18 protein-coding genes are annotated in these 23886 nt (G+C 41.6%); 6 read left to right on the top strand and 12 right to left on the bottom strand.

Annotated features, from left to right (window positions below; translation table 11 throughout):
• The first annotated feature begins 484 nt into the window (after positions 1-484).
• Positions 485-1867, top strand: a complete 1383-nt coding sequence (locus CE058_RS06680; protein WP_163141423.1) for a hypothetical protein — start codon at positions 485-487, stop codon at positions 1865-1867.
• Positions 1868-1886: 19 nt separating this feature from the next.
• On the opposite strand, the gene CE058_RS06685 is transcribed toward CE058_RS06680, so the two are convergent.
• Positions 1887-2567, bottom strand: coding sequence for an NAD(P)-binding domain-containing protein (locus tag CE058_RS06685; RefSeq protein ID WP_163141427.1), 681 nt, complete (start codon positions 2565-2567; stop codon positions 1887-1889).
• A 91-nt stretch (positions 2568-2658) separates the two neighbouring features.
• The gene (locus tag CE058_RS06690; protein WP_048008853.1) at positions 2659-4104 is read right to left on the bottom strand and encodes a hypothetical protein; all 1446 of its coding nucleotides are present in this window, start codon (positions 4102-4104) and stop codon (positions 2659-2661) included.
• A gap of 529 nt (positions 4105-4633) precedes the next feature.
• Here CE058_RS06690 and nadX point away from each other — a divergent pair.
• Positions 4634-5440, top strand: coding sequence for an aspartate dehydrogenase (gene nadX, locus CE058_RS06695; protein WP_163141430.1), 807 nt, complete (start codon positions 4634-4636; stop codon positions 5438-5440).
• A gap of 30 nt (positions 5441-5470) precedes the next feature.
• Here nadX and CE058_RS06700 read toward each other — a convergent pair whose 3' ends face one another.
• Together CE058_RS06700 and yyaC are read right to left on the bottom strand one after the other, a co-directional pair.
• Positions 5471-6145, bottom strand: a complete 675-nt coding sequence (locus tag CE058_RS06700) for a GntR family transcriptional regulator (RefSeq protein WP_163141433.1) — start codon at positions 6143-6145, stop codon at positions 5471-5473.
• Between the two features lie 105 nt (positions 6146-6250).
• Positions 6251-6871 (bottom strand): spore protease YyaC, encoded by a 621-nt coding sequence (gene yyaC / locus CE058_RS06705; protein ID WP_163141437.1) that lies wholly within the window; start codon positions 6869-6871, stop codon positions 6251-6253.
• Between the two features lie 287 nt (positions 6872-7158).
• Between yyaC and CE058_RS06710 the strand changes: the two genes are divergently transcribed.
• Positions 7159-7311, top strand: coding sequence for a hypothetical protein (locus CE058_RS06710; RefSeq protein ID WP_163141440.1), 153 nt, complete (start codon positions 7159-7161; stop codon positions 7309-7311).
• Positions 7312-7346: 35 nt separating this feature from the next.
• Here the strand turns inward: CE058_RS06710 and CE058_RS06715 are convergent, their stop codons facing one another.
• Positions 7347-8471: a M14 family zinc carboxypeptidase gene (locus CE058_RS06715; protein WP_163141443.1), complete on the bottom strand. Its 1125-nt coding sequence runs from the start codon at positions 8469-8471 to the stop codon at positions 7347-7349.
• A gap of 352 nt (positions 8472-8823) precedes the next feature.
• Between CE058_RS06715 and CE058_RS06720 the strand changes: the two genes are divergently transcribed.
• Together CE058_RS06720 and CE058_RS06725 are read left to right on the top strand one after the other, a co-directional pair.
• Positions 8824-9729: a DMT family transporter gene (locus CE058_RS06720; RefSeq protein ID WP_163141665.1), complete on the top strand. Its 906-nt coding sequence runs from the start codon at positions 8824-8826 to the stop codon at positions 9727-9729.
• 48 nt (positions 9730-9777) lie between these two features.
• Positions 9778-10713, top strand: a complete 936-nt coding sequence (locus CE058_RS06725) for an acetamidase/formamidase family protein (protein WP_163141445.1) — start codon at positions 9778-9780, stop codon at positions 10711-10713.
• A 51-nt stretch (positions 10714-10764) separates the two neighbouring features.
• On the opposite strand, the gene CE058_RS06730 is transcribed toward CE058_RS06725, so the two are convergent.
• The 4 genes from CE058_RS06730 to CE058_RS06745 all read right to left on the bottom strand — a co-directional run bounded on the left by CE058_RS06730 (position 10765) and on the right by CE058_RS06745 (position 19449).
• Positions 10765-12012, bottom strand: coding sequence for a helix-turn-helix domain-containing protein (locus tag CE058_RS06730; RefSeq protein ID WP_163141448.1), 1248 nt, complete (start codon positions 12010-12012; stop codon positions 10765-10767).
• A gap of 109 nt (positions 12013-12121) precedes the next feature.
• Positions 12122-16306, bottom strand: coding sequence for a S8 family serine peptidase (locus CE058_RS06735; protein WP_163141451.1), 4185 nt, complete (start codon positions 16304-16306; stop codon positions 12122-12124).
• 485 nt (positions 16307-16791) lie between these two features.
• Complete coding sequence (locus CE058_RS06740) at positions 16792-17736, bottom strand: alpha/beta hydrolase (protein ID WP_204260521.1); 945 nt, start codon at positions 17734-17736, stop codon at positions 16792-16794.
• 66 nt (positions 17737-17802) lie between these two features.
• Positions 17803-19449 carry a flavin-containing monooxygenase gene (locus tag CE058_RS06745; protein WP_163141454.1) on the bottom strand — a complete coding sequence of 549 codons (1647 nt, stop codon included), beginning with the start codon at positions 19447-19449 and terminating at the stop codon, positions 17803-17805.
• 176 nt (positions 19450-19625) lie between these two features.
• Between CE058_RS06745 and CE058_RS06750 the strand changes: the two genes are divergently transcribed.
• Positions 19626-20321 (top strand): response regulator transcription factor, encoded by a 696-nt coding sequence (locus CE058_RS06750; protein WP_163141457.1) that lies wholly within the window; start codon positions 19626-19628, stop codon positions 20319-20321.
• 66 nt (positions 20322-20387) lie between these two features.
• On the opposite strand, the gene CE058_RS06755 is transcribed toward CE058_RS06750, so the two are convergent.
• The 3 genes from CE058_RS06755 to CE058_RS06765 form a co-directional block, all read right to left on the bottom strand.
• Entirely contained in the window at positions 20388-21662 is a 1275-nt protein-coding gene (locus tag CE058_RS06755) for an L-cysteine desulfidase family protein (RefSeq protein WP_163141460.1), read from the bottom strand.
• A 139-nt stretch (positions 21663-21801) separates the two neighbouring features.
• Positions 21802-22149 (bottom strand): hypothetical protein, encoded by a 348-nt coding sequence (locus tag CE058_RS06760; protein ID WP_163141463.1) that lies wholly within the window; start codon positions 22147-22149, stop codon positions 21802-21804.
• Positions 22150-22302: 153 nt separating this feature from the next.
• Positions 22303-23736: a Kelch repeat-containing protein gene (locus tag CE058_RS06765; protein ID WP_163141466.1), complete on the bottom strand. Its 1434-nt coding sequence runs from the start codon at positions 23734-23736 to the stop codon at positions 22303-22305.
• Between the last annotated feature and the right edge of the window lie 150 nt (positions 23737-23886).

Raw genomic sequence — 23886 nt, forward strand, 5'->3', positions numbered from 1 at the left:
CTTTGTTCTTCTTTTCGGGCCATTACGGGCATTTGACCCCCACTTATCCTCCCTTAATTCATCTGAGTATTGATGTGGGGGTAAACTGCCCGTTAGACTGCGATAAAAACTTCTTAAAACCCGGGAGAAGCCGCTCTTCTTCCGGGTTTGCTGTTCACAAATAATAATTTTTATAAAAGAAAAAACCGCCAAAGCATGGCGGCATAATTAGAATTTTAATGTTCTTCTTAAACGGGCTAATTTTCTTTCAGTTTTCTCTATTGCATATTTGGATCCAAAAAGAAAATGGAACATCCGGGCAGCCTCCTTTTTTTCTCTTACCTGTTATCATTATTATATGATGAATTTTTTAGATTTACAATACAATTGTATACCAAATACCAAAACAAAAGAGTATTTGTGACTGATTTTTGAACAATTATATAAGAAATGAAATTTTGGTATACAATTTATGTTGAAATTCAATTAAATGAGGGTGGCTGATATGCTAAGAGTTTTATTTTTGACAGTGATTGCTTTATATTTGCTGTCCACCTTGCTTCCGCAGTGGAATATTGATTCCCTCCTTTCTATCTTGTGTTTTTTCATCGTCGTTTTGACATTCCGGCTTACGAAGAAATTTGTACAGATTCTCGGGGGTGTTTTCCTGACTTTTGGTGCAGTCCTGCTCTGGACAAGCAGCTCAGAGTGGCAGCAGTATATTTTTGCTTTTGGACCAATGCTTGATTTGCTTACCATGTTTACTTTAATACCCATTTTGGGGATTCCTGTTAAACTGGGACGATACGGGGAAGGCATACAGGCCATCATTCAAAAACGTGTAAAAACATCTGGTCATTTGTATATGATGACTTCTGGAATCTCTTACTTCTTCAGCATTTTCATGAATCTTGCCACCCTGCCCATGACTTATTATTCTATCAGGCCGGCACTGGGGAGCTTTCCGGTAAGGAATAAAGAGCGGTTTATGAGCAGGGCTATTTCCAGAGGGTTTGCAATGCCTTTAATTTGGGCGCCTGTAACGCCTATTGTGGGGATTGTGATAACGATGACGGGGGTCAGCTGGGGATCCATCCTCCCTTATGTCATTCCGCTGAGCATATTAGGATTAGCAATGGATTGGTTTATTGGCTCCCGACAGTCCCAGCCAATGAAACTCCCGCACTCTGCAGATGAATCTGTGCATGAAACAGCTTCAGCCCTGGAAGTGACCAATGACAGTCGTCCGGGCAGAGTTTTTCAGATCCTGGTGGCAATCGCAATATTTAATGTCCTCGTATCCTTTGCAGAGACACAAGTTTCGTTGCCATTCTTAATTCTTGTATCGCTGATCGTCATTCCATTTTCTTTCAGCTGGTCCCTTTTATTACGTAATGGAAAAGAATTTGGCCATCAGCTGTCCGACCATTTCAATTCCTTCGCGATGAGCATGAAGGATCAATTTTTTATCTTTTTATCAACAGGATTTTTTATCTCAGCGATTAATATTTCGAAGGCAAATGAAATCCTTTTTGACTGGATTGCAGCTTTTATAAGTATGGCAGGAGTCGAGATTTTCCTGATCATACTGCCTTTGATTCCTTTAGGGCTGGCCTTTCTGGGCCTCCATCCAGCCGTTTCCCTGGCTTTGATGATTGAAGGAGTAAACCCGGAAGCCATCGGTATTTCTCCTCATATCCTGACAGTCGCAATGCTGTCCGGCGCGGTTTCCGCCTTCTTAGTAGGCCCATATAATGCCACTCTTGGTCTCATGTCTAACATTATCAAAGTTGATTCCTATAAAGTTTCGAGCTGGAACCTTCCTTTTGCGGCAGTTTATGTTGCCTGCGTAATGTTCTATTTGTTTATGCTGGAAAGATTGCTCTAATAGTAAAAGCTGCTGAAAACTAATCAGCAGCTTTTTTATTAGATTCCTGTATTTCCATCACAATTTCTTTTGCAAAATGCCCCAAAGTGCCTTCGCTGTAAGAGCGTATGACTTCCGGTGCAAGGGAAGTAAGACCTCTTTTAATATAAGCTGGGTCGTACCCTTTGCCTGTCAATTCATTCTCAATTTCAACAGCCGTTTTCACAGCATAATAGGTTGCCAGTTTATTTATTTCTGCTACTCTCTCTTCGCTGTCTATTATGATTTCCCCCACTGGTCTAAACAGGTCCTGTATGGGAGCAGGGAGTTGGTCCTCAGTAATAAATAATCCCTTTCCATTCTCCATTAAGTCTCTTGAATGCCCCATGTATTTCAACCCAAACACCTTACAGGAAGGGAACCTTTCTTTAATCTTTTTCGTTGGAAGAGCGGTCGCCATATTAATGAAAACAATCGAAGAATTCTCTGGAATAATGCTATCCATAAAAGAAATCACTTTTCCAGCCGGCAATGCGAGCAGGATCATATCCATATGTCTCATTTCGTTATCAGTTAAAGAATGTGCGTTAGGATACCTTTCAGCAAATTGTTCTGCCTTTGACCTGACAGGATGAAAAATACCTATTGGAAGATTTGATTTATTCCAGTGAGTCATCATCGCTGAACCTAATTTCCCTATACCTGCTAATCCAATTTTCAAATCCTCACTCCTCTCTTATAAAAAAGACTACCCCCTAAGTTAGTTTATACTAACTTTGCAGGATAGCCTTCTTTATTTCAAGCTTACTGTTTTACCAGATTAATATGGCAATTAAGGTTGCGATAAATAAACTGGAGACGACTGGAATAAAATTTTTCCTGGCCAGCTCCAGCGGTGAAATCTGCAGGAATCCTGCTACTGCAACAAGCGAAGACCAGGCAACAATCGTTCCTCCACCCCAGATGGCACCCATTTGTCCGATGGCTGCTAATGTGGAAGGGTCAATATGGCTTCCACTTGCTAATGCACCTGATAAGGCACCTGTTAACGGCAGCCCGGAAAAACCGGAGCCATCTAAGCCGGTGATCAGACCGACAATTAAGAGGCCAAATCCAGCAATAAACGCATTTTCAGGAATATAAGCCTGGCCTGCCTGTATCATATCAAATAAAAAAGCAGGTTTGGCAGCGCTTTCATCTAATGATAAAATGGTGCCGGTAAAGTCTGAGCTTCCCATAAAGAAGAATCCTGCTATTGGAATAACCGGAGCCATCGCCCTGAAGGCAAACACGAAGCCTTCCGTTAAATGCTCGCTTATCTTATCTAAAGCATGGATGCGATTAAATGCCACTGTGGCAAGCACCAATAAAAGAGTCGCAACACCGCCAATAAAAGCAGCTCCATCTGTTCCTTCAAAGCCTGACCCGCCTGTTAATTTGGTTGAGAACATATAAATCATAACACCCAGCATCGATAAAGGCACTAATACAGCAAAAACCTTGCCCCATGTATTTTTTCTCTGAATAATTTCAGCACTTTCTTCAGCCGTAGCAGCAAGCTCATTCGCTACACCAAAAAAAGCAGCGTCTTCAGGGTTTAAAGTGGAGTCATGGTTCCCATTTTTCACGATTGATTTTCTATGCGCCACATAAACATAGGTCAGTGCAAGTACACCTGTAATGACGGAAAGAACCAGTGTCTTATCCGCAACCATGGCCTTATCAATTCCAGCTGCTTTGGCACTGAGCATCGGTGCTACCTGCATGATATAGTCAGAGGAAAGCGCCATACCCTGACCGGCAATGACAATAACCATGGCTGCCGTCATTACAGGCAGCCCGGCTCTGACTGCTGCGGGTACAAGCAGGGCACAGATAAGCGGGACAGCAGGTGTTGGCCAGAAAAAGAGAGAAATCACATACGTTGTTACCATTAAGACTAAATAAGAAATATGCCCATTCACCATAACCTTCTCAATCGGACCAATAAGCCTTTTGTCAGCTCCCAAATCCTTCAGTGAATTGAGTAGCGCGATCATGAGAGAAATGATTAAGAATATACTGAATAACTCTTTTGCTGCGAGGAGATTAGCGTTAAACACAGCCTGAAAGCCAGCGATCAGGCTGCCTTTATAAATGACTGCCACAAAGAAAGTTCCGATGATAACCGGCAAGACAACGCCTCTTCTAAAAAGCATCGTGGCGATGACAGACACAGTAACAATTGCATAGACCCAATGAGCAAATGTTAACTCCATATATTCCCCTCCGTTTTTCGTTATAAATAATAACCCCTATAAAATATTGCAAAAGACAGATTGCAAGGTTTTCTGTTTTTCTATGGCTGACTATGTAATACCCCGGCATTTTGCTTCACTAGAAGGACTTGTAACTTTTACCAAAAAGAATACAGCATTTGGTGGATTGTATACCAAATTCATCAAAAAACAAAAAAGCGCTTTTCATGGATGACTTGGTTATCTGCTGGTGCACCGCTCTCTTCATGCTATACCAATCTCTTATGCTCTTTAGATGTGCAAACATCGTCAAGAACTTGAGACCACCACCACCTCCTCTTTACACTATTTTAAACTTGTATACTATAATAACACTAAAAATAGCTATTGTGCAAATAATTTTGAAAATTTAGATGTTTTAATATTTTCTATAAAATCTATTGCTCTATTAATGTTTTTAAGTTAAAATCTAGAATAAAATTGCACAAAGTATATCGTATACCAAATTTATGCGGTTTTTTAAGGGTGATCCCGAGAAGGAGTGATAAATATGTTTAAAGCTGGAATTATCGGCTATGGAACGCTGGGGAAAACCATAGCGGAATTAATAGAAGCCGGCCATGCCGGCAACGTGGAGTTAAAGTCTGTGCTTGTTAGAAGCACTAAAAGTTCAGAGCATGCTGATAAACAAGCATTTACCCTTACATCAGATGAAGACGAATTTTTTAATGGAGATTTAGATATTATCATAGAATCAGCAGGTCATCAGGCATTGCATATGTTCGGGGAGAAAGTGCTGGCAAATGGAAGCCATCTTGTGGTGCTTTCTGTTGGAGCATTAGGAGACACCGGTTTTTATGAAAAACTGCAGGCTGCGGCCAAGCAGCATGACCGGCAGATCTTTGTTCCCTCTGCAGCAATAGCCGGCCTGGACCGGATTGCAGCGGGAGCATTGGGTGAGATTGAAGATATTACCTTAATTACAAGAAAGCATCCGCGCAGCTGGAAAGGCACGTTTGCGGAAGAAAAAGTGGATCTGAATATGCTGACTGAGCCATTTTGTATTTATGAAGGGAATGCACGGGAGTCATCCAGGCTGTTTCCGCAGAGCGTGAATGTTTCAGCAGCCCTTAGCCTTGCAGGGATTGGCTTTGAAAATACAAAGGTGAAGGTGTATGCCGATCCGACTATCCAATCAAACACACATACCATCAAGGCTAAGGGTTATTTTGGCGAAGTAGAGATATCCGTTTCGAATGTTCCTTATGAGGAAAATCCAAAATCCAGTCCAATTGTCGCCATGAGTGTGGCTAAGGTTTTAAATAATTTAACTTCGCCATTCGTGATTGGCATTTAATAAAAATTAAGAAAGAGCTGAGGCTCTTTCTTAATTTTTGTCTTCATTCTGCTGAACCGCTTCAATATATGCTTTTTTTGAATTCTCAATATGTATTTTGGTCAGATACTCAGCCATTTCCATCTCTTTATTAACGATGGCTTCCATGATTTTTAAATGCTCCTCCATGGACTGCTTTGCCCTGCCGGGATTTTTATGCCCGATTTTGGCAAATGCTCGAATGTAATCGGACAATCCGCTCAGCATCTCATAAAGCTTCACATTTTTGGCGGAGCTATATAGGAGATGATTGAGCTCCCTATGTAATTCAGCAGCATCCTCTTCAGGATTGTTCAGAAACTCCTGTACCTTCTTTATGCTGCCTGTGAACTTGTTTTTCATTTCATCATCCAGCTTTTGGACGGCCAATTTTGCAGCCAATACTTCAAGGGATGATAAAATGGTAAACACTTCAATAATTTCCTTTTCAGAAATATCGGCAACGATTACGCCTTTTCTTGGAACTGTCTTTACAAACCCTTGTGATTCCAGGCGGAACAGCGCTTCGCGAATTGGCGTCCTGCTGATATTTAACCGTTCAGCAAGTTCCCGTTCCACAAGCCGGTCTCCCGCTTTGAATTCCCCGTCTAAAATAAGATCCTTAATATGCAGATAAACCCTCTCACGTATTGAGATCAGATTATCTTCTGTCCAATTGTTAACCATCCCTTTCCCTCTTTCTCCCTTTAGTAACCTTACTGCCCATTATAACTTACCTGTCAGGGTAACAGCAATTTTTTGGCTGATTTACCAGGAGTTCTTATACAATGTTTACGGCACATTTATTTGTTCTATCTCCCCTCTGGAAGTCCGATCATTAGCCGCTACCCGTGAAATAATTTCCGCAATGATCTCAGCCAGTTTTAAAACCATATATAATCTCGTACTATTTAAGGAGTGTACAGGTGTTAATGGATCCAGAGTATTTACAATGGCCTTCAGATGATAGTCACCCACACTCGGCAGAACCCGATTTACTGCATTCCCCGGAATAAACGACCCTTCTCTTATTAAAATATAGCCGATTTGCCGTTCGTCCCCGAGGCAGGCGTCTATGCCAAATATAAACGGTTCATGATGCGTTTCCTTGATTTCTTTAAGAACCGTTTTGATATTTAATGCGTGAACAGGATCCTTTAGAGTCCCATATACCGGATACGGAATGTTCTTTTCTATAAGGAGCTTACCTGTCAAGGGTCCAAGAGAGTCTCCTGTTGACCGGTCCGACCCGATGCACAATATAACAATTTCCCTGGATGTGCTGTAAAAGATCTGTTTCAGCTTCGATACCATCTTTTCAATTTCCGCTTCTTCCGTTGTTTCTTTGATGGAAATGTAACTTGCTGCATTGATGACATTTTTCTTCGATTTGCTGGATGAAAAAGGCCACATTTTGGTCCCCCCTTTCCCGGTAAAAGGTTATATATTCCGAATCAGCATTAAATAAAAACTAAAATGACAATCGTTCTTAGTTTATATAATGACAGAAGCAGTTGTAAATTTTTTAGCCGGTATATTATGTAATACCCTGACTTTCGGTCACATATCCTCGGACTTTTTTTATATCTATTTTTAATCATAACCGAAGCCCAAGCTGAAGTTCAGCACCTTTATAAATCCGTTTGAAGAATATTTTAGATACCTAAACAAAACATACTTTTTATGGAGGTGAGATTAAAATGAAAAAGGATAAAATTAATGAAGGAATTGATAATCAAAATGGTTCTTCCCAGGATATAATGATACATCGGGTTAATCAAGTTTTTGACAAAATGGCTGAAGATGTAAGGGGGATGGTTGGTGAGAGCAATAGCAGAAGGTATAAACGATAAAAGAAGCTGGCACCATGACCAGCTTCTCCATTTTGTTAAAACCCTGAAGATTCCACAGGTACTATCCCATTATAATCTGTCCAATAGCCTGCTAAAGGATAAGCTGGGATCTCATTCCATTTCGCAGGATCCACTTTATTTACCTCTCCTGTGACATAGCCATAAACTAAGGATTTTAAAGCTAAATAGTTTTGTTTTGTTAGATATCCGTTTGATTTCTGCCCTAGGCTGCCATCGCTTGAATTGCCTTTTGTTTCAAAAAATATGGCCGGATGGCTGTGATTGTCAGGATTCAAGTCGTTATAGTTCAATCCCATCATCATGGCCGATACAACTCCGCCCTTAATGTCGATGTCATAGCCAACCTGTTTCCCACTATCAACAATTTGGTAACGGTCAATATGCGTGTAGCCGTATCCTTTCATTTCATCATACACATATGCCATCATCTGTTTAGTAATATCATTGTACTTTGTTTCATTTGGCAATGTTGGCCCGTCTGGTGCTAAGGATATTCCTAAGGAGAATGATGTCGCTTCATTTGTTCCATATATTTTCTTTAAACCTTGATGATGCAAATCAATCGCAAAATCCGGCTTCAATTCTGCCCAATAAGAATAGACAACTTTTGATTCCTTGGCTTTAAAGCCTCCCTCTACCCAATCGCGATTTAGGTCCAGAGACTGGCCTGTTTCCATAATCTTTGTGCCACGGGTATTCATCTCTGCGCCATCAGGATTGTACATCGGAATGAAGTATAGTGTGGACTCTTCCAGAACGGTCTGTACTTCTTTGGAATTGTTGCTCGAATAATTTTTTAACAGCTGAAGCGCTGCCTCTGTAACAAGTTTTTCATTTCCATGGATTTGAGCCTGAATCCAGATTTTCTTTTCTCCTGTTCCAACCTTGGCAGCATAAATGCTTCTGCCCTGCTCCGATTTTCCAAAGCGATCAAGTGTAAAGACATCAACCTTCCCTTTGCTTGTCTGTTCAATACTGTTAAGCTCTTTCACCACATCTTCATAGGAAAGCATGCTGTTGATGTTCGTGTTTCCATTAGTTGATGGCCCTCCTGGTACTGTTGCCGCAAAGGAAAGCGATGAAAACAGCAAAATAAAAAATGCTGTCAGCAAGCCTATTCTCCCTGCTCCTTTTTTCATATGTATTCACCCCTTCTTCGCCCCTTTCTTCGGGACTCTAAAGAAAGAATAAGGGATGGGCTTGTCATTGGATAGAGAAAAAAGAATGAATTTTCCATCAATTTTAAATACAGTTTTTCAATGTTTAGCAGAGTGATTGAGAAAAAAGAACTGTTTTATTCTTTAAATCGATAAAGTGAGATAAAAAACAACATATTCCACCCATCCCTTTTTCCTATAATTGGATTTGAAGTTCATCTAATAAAAAAATAACTATTTCGACTTTCGAAAAAGGTGTTATAATACTATTTATAAAATTTTACAGAAATGAAGGCGAGTTCGTTTGAAAAAGAGATTATGGCTTATTTATGGAATGCTGACTTTGGCTACTGCAACATGGGGCAGCGCATTTATTGCCGGCAAGTTTGCTGTTCAAAGCTTTGAACCTGCAACCGTTGCATTTTTGCGTTTTTTGGGAGCTGCCATCCTGCTTTTTCCGCTCATGTGGATTATGGAGAAAGACCGGAAACGACCAAATTTAAAAGATCATGGACTGTTTGCTATCTTGGGCCTGACAGGAATTGCGCTGTATAATATTTGTTTCTTTCTGGCCACAAAACACGCACCTGTGATTAAAAGCTCATTATTCATTGCATCAAACCCGGTTCTTATCGTCCTTTTATCTGGACTATTTCTTAAAGAAAAAATTACCAAAAATCACATCATTGGAATGGCCGTTGCTTTGACAGGTGTAGTGTTTATTATTACAGACGGCCATTTGCTCACTCTTTTCCAATATGGCTTTGAACCAATTGATTTTGTATTGCTTGGCGCTGTCGTAAGCTGGGCTATTTATAGTGTCGTAGGAAAAGTGGTATTGAAAAAATTCAGCTCAGTGGAATCGACCACATATGCAGTTGCCTATGGGACCTTATTTCTTTTGCCCTTTGCATCTGCAGAAACAACTTGGATGGATCTTCAGCAAGCCAGCTTTACGACTTGGGCTGCTATCGCTCATATGAGTATCTTTGTTACGGTGGTTTCGTTTGTCATGTATTATAACGGAATTAAAGAGGTCGGAGCGGCCAAGGCTTCCATTTTTATAAATGTGATGCCTGTGTCTGCTGTTATAATGGCTACAGTATTTTTGGGTGAAACGTTCACCATTGCGCATGGAATAGGCGCAGCCTTTGTTCTTACGGGAGTATATATAGGAACAAACGCGAAAATGTTCCAAAGAAAGATGAATAAACAAACCATGAAAAATAAAACTGCCTAGTAATTTATAAGATTTTAAATTTCTTAATCCTGCAAGGAGAAACAATTTATGATTCATACACTTACAATAAAGGACGAAAATCTCCATGGTTCTTTCAGCAATGAATATAAACCTGCTCTAACAATTCATTCCGGTGATTCCATTCGCCTGCAAACACCTGATATCCAATGGGGGTACTCAAGCTCGAAGGATAATGAAAGAACCACTTTTAATTCCAAAGAGAATGAGGAGAAGCCAGGTCATCCAATGGTGGGCCCCATTAAGATTCATGGAGCAGAGCCAGGGATGGTTTTGGAAGTAAAAATCAATGATCTTGTACCCGGCTGGTATGGCAGAAACTGGGCAGGAGGCAATAAAAGCTGGCAGAATGATCAGCTGGGATTAACAGGAACAGAACGCATTCAGCTTGATTGGAAACTGTCTCCCGCAAAAATGACGGGCACCTGCCAGATTGGAGGGCGTCCATTTCATGTGGCGCTTAATCCATTCATAGGATTAATGGGAGTTGCACCTGCAGAATCAGGTGTGCATTCCACCTCCCCTCCCCGTTATTGCGGCGGAAACATAGATTGCAAGGAACTTGGCAGAGGAAGCACTTTGTTTTTGCCGATTTCTGTGGAAGGTGCGCTTTTTTCAATTGGTGACGGCCATGCAGCCCAGGGAGATGGAGAAGTATCTGGAACAGCAATTGAATGCCCTATGGATCTGGTTGATATTACCTTAACGGTTAGAGATGATATAAAGCTTTCCATGCCGAGAGCCAAAACACCGGCTGGGTGGATTGCATTTGGCTTTAATGAAGATTTAAATTTAGCAGCGGCGGAAGCTTTGAATGGAATAGTAGAATGGATCCAGGAGATGTATAAACTAGGAAAAGCGGAAGCATTAGCTTTATCAAGCGCCGTAGTCAATCTAAGAGTTACCCAGATAGTCAACGGGGTAAAGGGAGTCCATGCTGTACTGCCGCATGGGGCGATCAGATGAAAATATTCAGAAGGCTTGTTACCGAATTGCGGTAAACAAGCCTTTTGTTATTTAATCATGATCATAATAGCTTTTTTGTTTATGTATAAACGAACGGGCGAGTTCAATTGCCTTTTGAGCATCGCCTTTTTTTGAGTAAAAGTGAAAAAGCTTTTTCTCATAGTGGTCGATTAAAATGCCGTAGCCAATATTTTTAAAGTATGGCAGTGCTGTTTCTTCAATAAATTGATAGTAATGCTGTTCTTCATTTTTCAATAGATGAAGATGTAGCTGAAAATAAATCCAGGTATATGAATCAGCAGCTTTTGCCCTCTCCAAGCCTTCTTCAGCTAATTTTATTAACTTATTTCGGGACTTGAGTTTCCCTTTATAACAGGTATGGATATATCCGTCTAAAGCAGTCAGATAGTGAGGGGAGTTTTCAGCGGTAAGCTTTAGTGCTTCTTCATAGAGACCGGCTGATTCCCGATATTTCTTCCGGCGAAAATATTCAAATGCCAGATTATGATAAAGCTTGGATTTACGATCACCTGAATTACATGCATCACAAAGTTTTATTAGCTGTTCATATTTCTCCTTCGTTTCATGAAAATCATGAAGTTCCTTCGCATTTAACTGAACAATAAGCAGCATTTCTGTATCAATAATGCGGAGAATGTTTAAGGTTCTTTGAAAATATTGAAGAGCCTTTTTGCCATAATAATAGGCTGTGATATTGGAATGGATTGAGTGGTAAGCAATCGCTAAATGGTAATAGTATTCTTCGTAGCTATACTGTTCTCTGTCAATGGAAGCTAAACAGCTGATACAGTCACGGTATTGCCCTGTAAGAAAGTAATAAATGCCCTGGATATGCTTCAGCAGATTAGCATCATGGGGTGAAAAGGAAGCGGAAGCTTTGGTAAGATCAGAGATTAATTCTGATGCTGAAATCAAATCGTTCACAGATAAATAGTATCTGGCTGACAGCAGGCGATATAGAGTTTGAAAGTCAGGCATATGAATCAGTTTTTCAACCTGCACTTCCTCTTTTATCTTTTCAGATTCCTGTATTCGCTGCATGATCATGCTCTCATGCCATTCATTCAGCCTCTTTGCAAGCCGATGATATCGAAGAATTTCCTCTTCGTGATTAATGCCGAGCCTCCTGGCCAGAAGCTGTGTTATTTCTCCGGAGTATTCGGTAATTCCGCGTTCAATTTTACTCAAATGGGTTACAGAACAAATCCCTTCCCCCAGCTGACCCTGAGTTAGACCTTCTCTTTCCCTGTAAAACTTAATTATTTTCCCAATGATCATGCTGCACCTCGGTATTCAAGTTTCTATTATTATAGTGAAATCACCAGTGATTTTCTATAGGTTAATAGAAACAGGCAGGAGAACGTGTCTCCCGCCTTCTGTGAAATTCTTATTTTTCTTTTGGCTCCAATCCAATCATTTTCAGGAAATCTGCAAGACCTTTTTTCCCGATTGTTTCTTTCGGCTGATTTCCTTTTCCTGCTAATGAGCCTTTCGTTAAGAAATTCTTTTCAATCCACCTGACATCTGTTTCATCGACCACCCCATCCTGGTTAATATCGATATGCTGGTTTTCACGGGCTTTCTTGCCATAATGATCAACAGCTTCTTTCAGATCCCGGATATCAACAATCTGATCCTGGGTAACATCCCCTGCAAGGTTATCTTCAGGGTTAATTCTCACATAAAGGCCTTGCTGCTCTCCCTCTTTTTCGATGCTTGCCATTACATTCTTATATTCAGCCATATGGCCAGGCACCTCGACATAGACGGTATAAGCTTTTTTATCTGCTGGTACAATCACTTCAAAGAGGCCTTTGCTGTCAATTGTTCCCTCATATATCTTTCCATTTGCAGCTTTGGCGAAGACCTTTGCCTTAAGCTTAGTAAAATCGTATTTGTTATCAATCCAGCCTCCAGAGGTTAAGAAAGCTTCCGGTGCTATATTACCGGTTATTCTAGAATGTGAGGAATTGAATTCAAAATGGTTCAAGCTATATGCCGGAATTTTCTTTTCTCCACTTTCTCCCTGTTTTTTATAAGATAACTCCTTTAAACCAATGGAAGAGTATCTCGCATAATTTGTATCATCTGCGACCTTAAAGGTGACATCAAGGAATGGCATATCCCCGCTGATGCCCTCGAAATCAGCTTTTGAAAGCGATGCTCCGACCTTTACTCCTGATTGGGTAACAAGAGGTTCATCCAATTCAATAGAAATCCCTTCTTCATCAGCAAATTTTTGAAGATTTGGATTCACCTTAACTTCCTGGAATTCAAAGAAATTGAGGAAAGGCTGCACCTCAAATGAACCTGAAACAAATTTCTTCACATTATTTAAATCAAGTGTCATGGTAACCTCATCATTCAGTTTTACACTGTTCTTATCAAATCGGCTGGTCGCATGTTCGGTGCCTTCCTTCATGAATACATACTGAGGACCTGAAAACATGTTTGCGGCTGTTGCCATATCCCATGGAAATAGCTTTAACTGGTACGGAGCTGATTCGTATTCTTCCGGAAGTACACCGAATTTAGTTGCGCCATTGTCATCCAGCTTTAAAAATCCGCTAATAAACGGACTGCCATTTTCATAATATGCAGCAGTATTGGTTTTTTGGGTGAAATTCTTACCTTTTGATTGCAATAGATCTACTGTTTTATCTGTTACATTTCCATGTACCCAGAGTGCGTGATGGCCGTCTTCATCTGTCAGCATCCCATCATTTATTTCGATGACTCCCGGTTCAATATCCAGATCCACTTCCGGCGGGGTATTATCTACGATACCGACACTCTCGTAGTGATAACTTTTCCCTTCGGCATCCCGGCTGATCAGATCTAGTACATAATCGCCCTCTGGCAGTTTTTGAACGTAATCAGCTATTGGCTGCTTCTTATTCCCGGTGAATGGATAAACAAGTCCCCTGTGTCCAAAAAAGATCAGGTATTCCTTATCAGGGACTGCCTGTCTGCCGTCATAGCTTCCTACGAGCCCTACAGCCTTGCCTGTTTTGGCCTCTTTGACAATCAGGTCAAATGTTTCCATTGGACTTTTAAACTTAAAGACAAAGTGAGAACCTGGTGCATAGTATTGATGGAATGGCGTATCTGTTGTAACAGAAGGTGAGAGCGGCTCAGCATAGGAAATCCCTTTGTCTGTCACTCTTATGGCAAAAGGAATTTGATACCGGTCATTTGGATTTGCCTGATTAACTACATGAATATAGCCTTCATAACGGCCGATTTCAGCCGATTTTGGAATGATAATTCCAGCCTTAATTTGTTCTGTTTTCCCTGCTCCGATTGTCAGCGATTCAGGGATATTGACTTTAATTTCATTTTTAATTCCGTCCTGTACGCCTTCCCGGGCTGCATGATATTCCACTTCTATTCTGAATGATTGATCCTGTTTGCTATTATTCGCCACTTGTATGCTTCGGCTGTCCTCGATATCCGCATTGTCCAGATAATGGCTGCCGTAGCTGATGGAACCTGTAATCTCATCTACTTGGATGTATTCTCCGTTTTCTATATGATCGGTTTGATCCATTACTTTGAAAGATATGTCCGAATGAACAGCCTGATAGGCATCTACCCGGCCAGCCCCCACTTCATATACTGAGTAATCGCTCTTTAAATCATTAGATGTGTTCATGAGAGCTGTTTTAACAGCAAAAGGGTCCATGTCTGGATTTTGCTGAAGCATAAGTGCCGCCACACCTGCGATATGAGGAGTCGCCATAGAGGTTCCATTCAGTCTTGCGTAGGCAGAGCTATAATCATGTCCCTCTTCCGGGTGGTTCATGAATTCCGGATAAGTGGAGAATATGGAGACCCCTGGTGCCACAAGATCCGGTTTTATATCATAGTTGCTGTTGACAGGCCCTCTTGAGCTGAAGTCTGCAAGAGAATCTCCTTCTGTTTTAACCTCAGCAAGCTGATCAAATGTGAGAGATGCTTCAGGATTCCCTTTTAAATAGTCTCCATCTGCTTTCGCAAGCTGGAATGTCGGGATATATTTGGTATTTTCGCCTATGTAGGCAGGGATTTCCCCTTCAGTGTTATTAAAAATGATGACAGCTGCTGCGCCTGCATTTTTGGCATTTTTCACTTTTTCCTCAAATGTCAGCTCTCCGCGTTCAATTAATGCAATTCTGCCAGCTAACTCTTTCCCTGTAAAATCACCTGGTTTACCTAATCCAGTAAACACAACAGGATACGATTTGCCTTCCAGAATTTTTAAGTCATCAGAAAAATTCTTGGCAAGTAATTTCATAGATTCAAAAACCTTGTCACCTGCACTGGCTTTAAAAGCCGGAATGGAAATGGCTGCGTCACTCGCACCTACTGTAATCCCAAACGCACTTGTACCTGGAGATCCAAGCGTCTTTTCACTCGGGCCCGCATTTCCGGCTGCCACAACGGAAACAACACCTGAAAGCATCGCGTTATTAATCGCCACTGAGGTAGGGTATAAAGGGTCATTTACACTAGCACCAAGGGATAAATTAATTACGTCCATGCCATCCTCAACAGCTTTATCAATGCCTGCCAGCACTCCATCTGTCGTACCTGAACCATACGGACCGAGAACTCTGTAAGCAAATAAATCTACATCAGGCGCCACTCCTTTAACAGCATAATCAACTGCATTATCTTTTTGCGCAGCAATTGTGCCGGAGACATGCGTACCATGGGAAGTATAATAAGCAGAACCATTTAGATACTCAGGCCTATTCGCCGCTTTCCATTCATCATAGGTCGCTTCCATTGGGTCTGCATCATTATTGATAAAGTCCCAGCCTTTCACAGAGGCAGGATCGACCGCCTTCGGATCTTGTCCGGTTTCTGCACGGTACCCTTTATAAGAATCTGATAAGTCTGGGTGTGTATAATCAATTCCTGTGTCCAATACTCCAACCTTGATTCCTTTTCCGGTAACCCCTTCATCGTGAAGCTTATCCACTCCGATTTGCGGAATGCTGTCTGCCATCTTCGGCTTCATTTTAGTTTCCTTTGCTGAAGGAAGATCCAGCTGGACATCGGCATTGCTCCAAATCCGTTTTACTGCGCCTGATCGCAGGAGTTCTTCCACCGCTGTACCCGGCAGTGTCATGGAAACCCCATTGAATGCATTCTTGTATTCGCGTTTCACTTCAATTTTAGAGGTGTCATACAATGAACTGCTTTTCTTAGCCTTCAGCATGCTGACATGGGCTTTGAATTCACTGTGGGATTTTTCTACTTTTTCTTTAGCTGAAAGTATAGAAAGTTTTTTGCCCTTTATAGCTTCTTTCTTTACCTCCACCTTTGCAGGAGCCTGGTTAAATTCCACAATGACTTCGACCAGCTCGGGAGTGGATGTATTTACTTCAGGAGAAATAACAAAACCAGGGCCTATCTCTAGCTGTTCTAAAGCATCCCTTTGTTCTTTAGAGAGGCCGCTTAAAATTTTTTCCGCTTCGTCCACCGAGATCTCCGGCTTCTGAGCAAGCACATTAAATGGAATGGAAGCAGTGAATAATAAACTTGCAGCAAGAGCCCCTTTTAATAGATTATTGCGTGACTTCATATTTTTCCTCCTGCGGTTTAATTGATAGAAAAGTAAGAATACTTACTATGTTTATCTTAAATGGGAAAGATGTGAGCAGTAAATTGGGGTAATAAAAGAGGTACATTACTACTAAATTTCAAATTCTCAGCTGGGATTTATCTTAAAAATAGGATGAAATGCATGTTGATCACCGGGAGAAAAATTAAAATAAGGAAGAACCGGGCATTGATTACCCCAAATTGGGCAATGGTGGCCAGTTTGGAGATAACTTTAATTTCACGCGCTTTATGACGAGTGTTTTCTTTTCCTTGTTATTTTTTCGTCATGAGCGCTCTATGGCGACTTTTTTCCTTTCCTCCCTTCCGTTTTCGTCATCATGAACGCTCATAGCGACCACTTCCTTTCACCAATGAACTCTTAAAGTAATCTGGCAATTAATTAATTTACAAAATAACACAAAAAAGGACACTCCCCAAATCAGAAGTGTCCAATCTAAATATCTATTATTTTGAAGCGACACTGCCCTGGAACACACGGTTTAACGCATCTGCCGCCTGCTCAATTGACTTTCTTCCCTGCTCCAGTACACCCGGCATCCAGAAGAATCCATGGATCATGCCGTCATATCGTTTGGCTTCAACCGGGACGCCGGCTTCTTTCAGGCGTTCCGCATAGGCTTCACCTTCATCGCGCAGCGGGTCAAATTCTCCAGTTAACACCAATGCAGGCGGCAGTCCGCTTAGGTCTTTTGCCTGCAGAGGAGATGCATATGAATTTTTTCCATCCTCTTCATTCCGCAAATAATGATTCCAGAACCATTCCATGCTGTCTTTCGTTAACAGGTAGCCGTCTGCATTTTCAGTATAGGATTCTGTTGCATAAGAATGGTTAGTTACTGGATAGATCAGCATCTGATAGGCAATTGAGATTTCACGCTTGTCTCTTGCCATAAGAGCCACAACGGCTGCAAGGTTTCCGCCGGCACTATCGCCGCCAACGGCAATGCGGCTTGGATCCACTCCAATGGATGCCGCATTTTCAGCTGCCCACTTGGCTGCAGCGTACGAATCATCCGCAGCAGCAGGAAATTTATGCTCTGGTGCAAGTCTGTAATCTACCGAAACGACCACGCAATTCGCCAAATTCGTTAACAGTCGGCAAGGAACATCAACTGTCTCAAGGTCACCAATTACCCAGCCGCCGCCATGATAGTATACCAGCGCAGGAAATGGACCTTCTCCTTTAGGAGTATATATTCGGACAGGGATTTCTCCTCCAGGTCCCGCAATTTTCTTATTTTCAATCTTCCCTACTTCCTCCGGCTCTCCAGCGAGAGCACTGAAATCTGTGGTAAGGCGGGCTTCCTCCGGTGATAGCTGGCTCATCGGAGGAGCTCCTGCTGCCTCCATCTGTTCCAATAAAAATTTTGCCTGCGGATCTAATGCCATAATTATTTTCCCCCTATTAAAATATTTATTGACAGGGCAGGAGTATGCCTGCCCAATCTATACCCACTACTTAACAGTACTTTTTTCAGGTGCTGTCAGGATAAAACCTTCATAGCCTTTTTCGGCGACTTCATCACAAATCTTCCGGTAGGTTCCTACACCGCCAAGATAGATTTGAAAGCCGCGGGCTTTTCCTTCGATATTGGCACCCATGTACCAGGATTCTGTTTTGGTAAACAAAGTCTGATCGGCGATTTCACGGCAGTGCTTGCTCCATGTATTTTCCGACTCTTCTTTGACTTCAATGACAGCCTGATTTTGTTCCCGCATATAGCTGATGCAATCAAATACCCACTCCACATGCTGCTCAATTGAAACCATCATATTGCTTAATACGGACGGACTCTCAGGTCCAGTCAGCATGAACATATTCGGGAAACCTGCTGTGCCGAGGCCAAGATAGGTTCGGGTTTGTGAGCCGCCTTCCCATTTTTCTTTCAGGGAGACGCCGTTTTTCCCGCGAATATCCATCTTAAATAGCGGTCCCGTCATCGCATCAAATCCTGTGGCAAACACAATCATGTCAAACTCATATTCATTATCTGCAGTCTTAACACCTGTTTCGGTAATCTCCTGAATCGGTGCCTTTTTTACATCCACCAGCGATACGTTATCCCGGTTATAGGTCTCAAAATAATCTGTATCTATGATGGTGCGTTTAGTGCCATAATAGAACCTCGGAAGGAGTTTTTCCGCAACTTCAGGATTTTTAACTGTTTCGCGGATTTTAGAGCGAATGAATTCAGCCACAATCTCATTCGCTTCCGATGAGATGGACAAGTCATTATATGCGTAAGATAGCTTAAGAAGTCCTCCTTCTTTCCAGGCTTCCTCGAAAACTTTTTGCCTTTCTTCAGGAGTTTCGTCAAAAACGGAAACATTTCTTGGCTCCTCCGGTATACCGGTTATGGAATGGCGCATTTTTGCTCTGATATCCCCGTAATTTTTCCGTATATTTTTCAGATGTTCAGGATCATTCGGCGTATTCCTGGCCGGGCTGCTGTATTGCGGGGTCCGCTGGAATACGGTCAAATGCCCGGCTTCTTTTGCAATAACAGGAATTGCCTGGATACCGCTGGACCCTGTTCCAATGATGCCAACTCGCTTCCCTGTGAAATCTACTCCTTCATGCGGCCAGTGCCCGGTATGATGCCATTCGCCTTTAAAGTTTTCCAGCCCTTTAAATTTAGGTACATTGGACGCTGACAAGCAACCTACAGCTGTAATAAAATACTGTGCAGAAACCTTCTCACCATTATTTAATTGTACGTCCCACCTATTTTTCTTTTCATCATATTGTGCGGACTGCACCCTTGTATTGAATTGCACATCACGCCGCAGATCAAACTTATCTGCTACATAGTTTATGTAGCTTAATATTTCAGGCTGTTCGGCGTATTTTGCCGACCAGCTCCACTCTTTCAGTAGTTCCTCAGAAAAAGTGTAATTATAGTAGATGCTTTCAACATCGCATCTTGCGCCGGGATAACGATTCCAATACCATGTACCGCCGACATTATCGCCTGCTTCAAATACCCGGGTGGAAAAACCTGCCTCCCGCAAACGATGCATCATATACAATCCAGAAAAACCAGCCCCAACGACAACAGCATCAAAATCCGTGAGAGAGTTCGATTTTTGAAATGATGACATACTTTCTTCCTCCTCATGATATTAATTTTAATGAAAGCGATTACATTTTCCTTTTTACTAAGTTCCTCCTCTCCAGTACTTATAATTTTTAACTATAACTAAAGCTTACTATTATTCATTTGTATTGAATATTCATAATTTTCTATATATAATATCCCTATAAGGAAGGTGTTAATATGGCAATAGAATCTACCATTTTGGATAATATCCAGAATTTAGAAGATATCGAGAGTCATGAGGAGAAACTGTATAAAATTTTAGAGGTTTATATGAACATTTTTCCTGTTAAAAACGCCTATTTATTTCGTTATTCACCTTTAGGTTTTATTGGTGAAGGTATCATCGCTATTACATGCCACGGATTAATACATATTAGAGATATCAGGGATGATGTTCGTTCATTGCCGCTCATTTACTCCGCCCTCTATGAAAGAAAAGCTAAATATTGTTCGGGGATCGAATACCTCAAGCAAATAAACATCAAATACATAACAACTTCCAATGTCAACTCCTTCCTTGCTATCCCCATTTGCTTTGGTGCAGTCCCTATCGGCTATATTTGCACAAACGAATTTGACGAACAGGGAAAAATTTCTGATCAGCAGCTTTCCTCTTATACACAGTTTGGTCAGCACATTGGAAAAACTCTTGAAAAAACAGAAGGAAAAGAAGATGCCCGGCTATTAAGCAAAAGAGAAATGGAGGTCATGAAGAGGATTTCCTGGGGAGAAAGCATAAAGGAAATGGCTGATTCCATGTTTATCAGTGAAGTCACCATCAACCAGTATATTAAAACAGCTATCAGGAAACTGGGAGCACAAAACCGGACACAGGCAATTGCGGAGTTGTTTCGACGAGGGATGATTTCGTAATTCGCACATGTTCAGTTACCGCACCAAAAGGCCCTTTTCTTAAAGAAAGGGGCCTCTTTGGGCTGTTTATTTCTCCATCATTAATTTCAATATCAGCTCATCCGTATGACGGGTTCCTTCATTTCCTAATTTACAGAAACTCTCGATACTTTTTTCAACATCATCGTGAATAAATCCATCGGTTGATTTGATTTCCTGATCGTTGAGTGCAAGAAGGGCAGACTGCACAGCTACATTAGAACAGGTAGACACTTTCATGGCACAGCCTGCTTTAGCTCCGTCACAGATCATTCCAGAAACATTCCCGATTGTGTTTTGAATGGCTGCTTTGATTTGGTGAAGCTGTCCATCGAGCAAATATACGATGGCTGCACTTGCCCCCATTCCTGCAGCAGTTACACCGCATAATGCAGAAAGCCGGCCAAATTTGGATTTAATATGAATGGTTATCAGATGACTGAGTGCCACTGCCCGAATCATTTTTTCATTTGTAACCTTAAGTCTTTCTGCAGCAGCAACAACTGGAAGAGTGACTGCGATTCCCTGGTTGCCGCTTCCGGTGTTTGCCATAACAGGCAATGTGGAGCCTGCCATTCTCGCATCTGACCCAGCTGCAGCTAAAGACATTGCAGCAGTGGCAATATCATCCGACAAAATCCCCATTTCCACATTCCTTTTTATCGTTTTCCCTACCTTTAGGCCGTATTCACCTGATAGGCCTTCCATTCCAATGATCCGATTGAGCTCAATACTCTTTTTTACAAGTGATAAGGAACTGATTTCCGCACTAAGCACCCATTCATATATTTCATCAATGGTGAGTGCAATTAATTCATCTTCTTCAGATTGGATTCCTATATTTTCACATCCGCCCTGGTAGATAACTTCTCCATCAACCTCAATTAAAGTAATATTGCTGTGGTTATCAGAGATTACGACTCTGGAAGTGTGGATATCAGTTTTTAATACAGTTTCGATATAAAGCCTTTTCGGTGTCTCCGCCTGCAGGGAAGTTACTTTTCCTTCTTCAATAAGTTTAAGAGCCAACAGCTCATCTTCAGAGCCTACTCCCTCTAATACTTCCAGCTTTCTTGCAGGGTCCCCTGCCACAGCGCCAATTGCCGCTGCGAAATCAAGACCATAGGAACTCATGCCCGGAATTCCGACTGATTTAGCATTTTTGATGATGTTTCCGCTCGCTTTTAAGCATAGCTCTTTTATTTCCCCTTTAGCATGGCTCTTTGCAGTTGCTGCAGCGAGTGCGATCGCGACAGGTTCCGTACATCCAAGGGCAACCACTAATTCTTTTTCCAGAATTCTTAAGATCTTGTGCTTCTCCATTTTTCATACCCCTAATTGTTTAAAGTAAAAGAATAAACTTTAACTATTATAATCCAAATAGTGATAAATTAAGAGAGGCAATATTTCCTTCCAACATGAAACTCTTCGGATTCATTAAACCAGGAACAGCTCTGTCTGTTTAATCTTTGCTGAATAATGAACTTAAATTCTTCAATGTATATAATCTCCCCGTCACCATAAACAGGCTGTTATAGTTTCTTTGTACATATTCATCAATTATTATGAGACCTGTTAAAAATTGATTCACCAAATAATTTGTGTACTTTGGATCCCAGACGAAACGGTTGATTCTGATCAGCTCATCTGCGAGGATATGAAACTTAAAGTCTTCAGCAATCAGTTTGATTTGTCTTAATTTGCCGGTATCCATATAGAAGATATTTTTTTCGAGATTTTTATTCAGGAATGTCAGAAAGTCATTAATATTTTCAGCGAGCAACGTTGCTTTTTGCATTTCATGTTTCACAATCATACTCTCCTTTATTTTTTGTTCTGTTTAAGAAGAACTTATGAAAGAGAGTATGATCTTAATACAGCAAAAGGCCAGGAATCAGATGCTCCGGCCTTTTGCAATTATTTTATTTTAAAACAGTGTGATGTTCAGCATTTCAGGTCAGGTTTATCCTTTCCCAAGCATGTCCTTAAGCGGATCCAGACAGTTCTTTTTCTCTTTCACCCAAACCTCGCAACCCTCGAACGGATTGGCAGTGCCCAAATAGAGATTGCCATTTTCAGAGACAAACAGATTCCGGCATCCATAATTTTTCGGATTTCCGAGTCCGTTAATCGTTACGGGAAACCAGTGAATGCCATCAGGCGACTTCCACAGGCTAAACCCAAATGTCAAGCGGGTTGCCGGAGAAATCAAGGCAAAGAAAAGATCAGATATACATTCGATCGGCAGTGAACGCAATAGTGGATTCTCGCTCCATAAGCTTTTCAGCACCTCGGGCAAAAGCGGCGGAATAAGGTCTGTCCAGTCCCAGGTTCCAAGATACAGCCAGCCATTATATTCTTTCAGCTGCCAGCAATAGCCATTGGCGCCAAATCCCGATGGAATTCCGCTTATGGCCGTACCTCTTGTCCCTGTTTCAGGGTTCGATTGTTCAACAGGCTTGCTTCCAATGACCAATTCCCATTGATCATTTTTATTGATTCGAATTAAGTCAAAGCCCTTTGGTGTTACTAGCCGATCATTCGGATCAAGGCTAAAAATGCCAAAATAAACGGCTGTACCAAGGTATAGATATCCTTTAAAGTTTTCGAGGCTTAATGGCACCTCATTCCTTGCATCGCCTGCTCCTTTGTCAACAACCTTTACCCATCTGTCTGCCCCAGGATTCTCATCTTCGGATCGCCATAACTGGAAGCCTTCCGGAAGGGCTGTCCCAATATACAATCTATTATTAAAGCTCGACATAATAATTCCATTACCCTGAGGATTTTTTTCCGGATCCCCTGACAGATCAATTTGCTCCCAGCCATTTTGTTCGGGATCTTCGCTCACATAAAGCAACGTATTGGAGACCTGAAGCTCGTTTCCTGGAAGCGCGGCCATGTAAAGTTTATTGTTATGAACCACCATTGTTCTTGTTGATCCGCCCTGCAATAAGCTTGGCAGGGGACGCCACCCTTCTTCATCTGTATATTTCAAAACCAGCAGGTTTGGACTAAAAGTTGCACAGCCCGCATATAAAGCCTTTTCTCCAGAAGGTGATTTATAGGAGATCATAAATCGGAAGCCAACTATTCCAAGAGAAGGTTCTTTAAAGACGCGTTCCCATTCCCCGCAGCCATCCTTCCTATAACGCCAGATTTCACCGCTAAAGTCAGGATTCTTTGGAGTCAATTCCTCAGGCACTTCGATATCGCCAAAAATAGCTCCGCTCGAAAGGACCGAGTAGGCTATATTACGGCCTGTCCCAACATAAAGACACTCTCCAAACTCGGCAACAGACCATGCGTAATTGTTCTGCATGGCATTGTCGGGATTGGTTTTGTCAAACCCATTAACCGGGGTTATCTTTTTAAAACCACTTACATTAAACCCCATCGTTTTTACACCTCTTTTCGCTTTTTAATAGACTATGTGAAAGTATGAAAAACGCGGGGGCACATGTCTTGGACAAGTGTGAATTTACCGGGAAAAGGAGAAATGGGCTTACAGTGTTACCCGATCAATGGCTTCTATCACAGGAAAAGG

The sequence above is a fragment of the Bacillus sp. 22-7 genome, assembly GCF_010628845.1.
Lineage (GTDB): Bacteria > Bacillota > Bacilli > Bacillales > Cytobacillaceae > Cytobacillus > Cytobacillus firmus_B.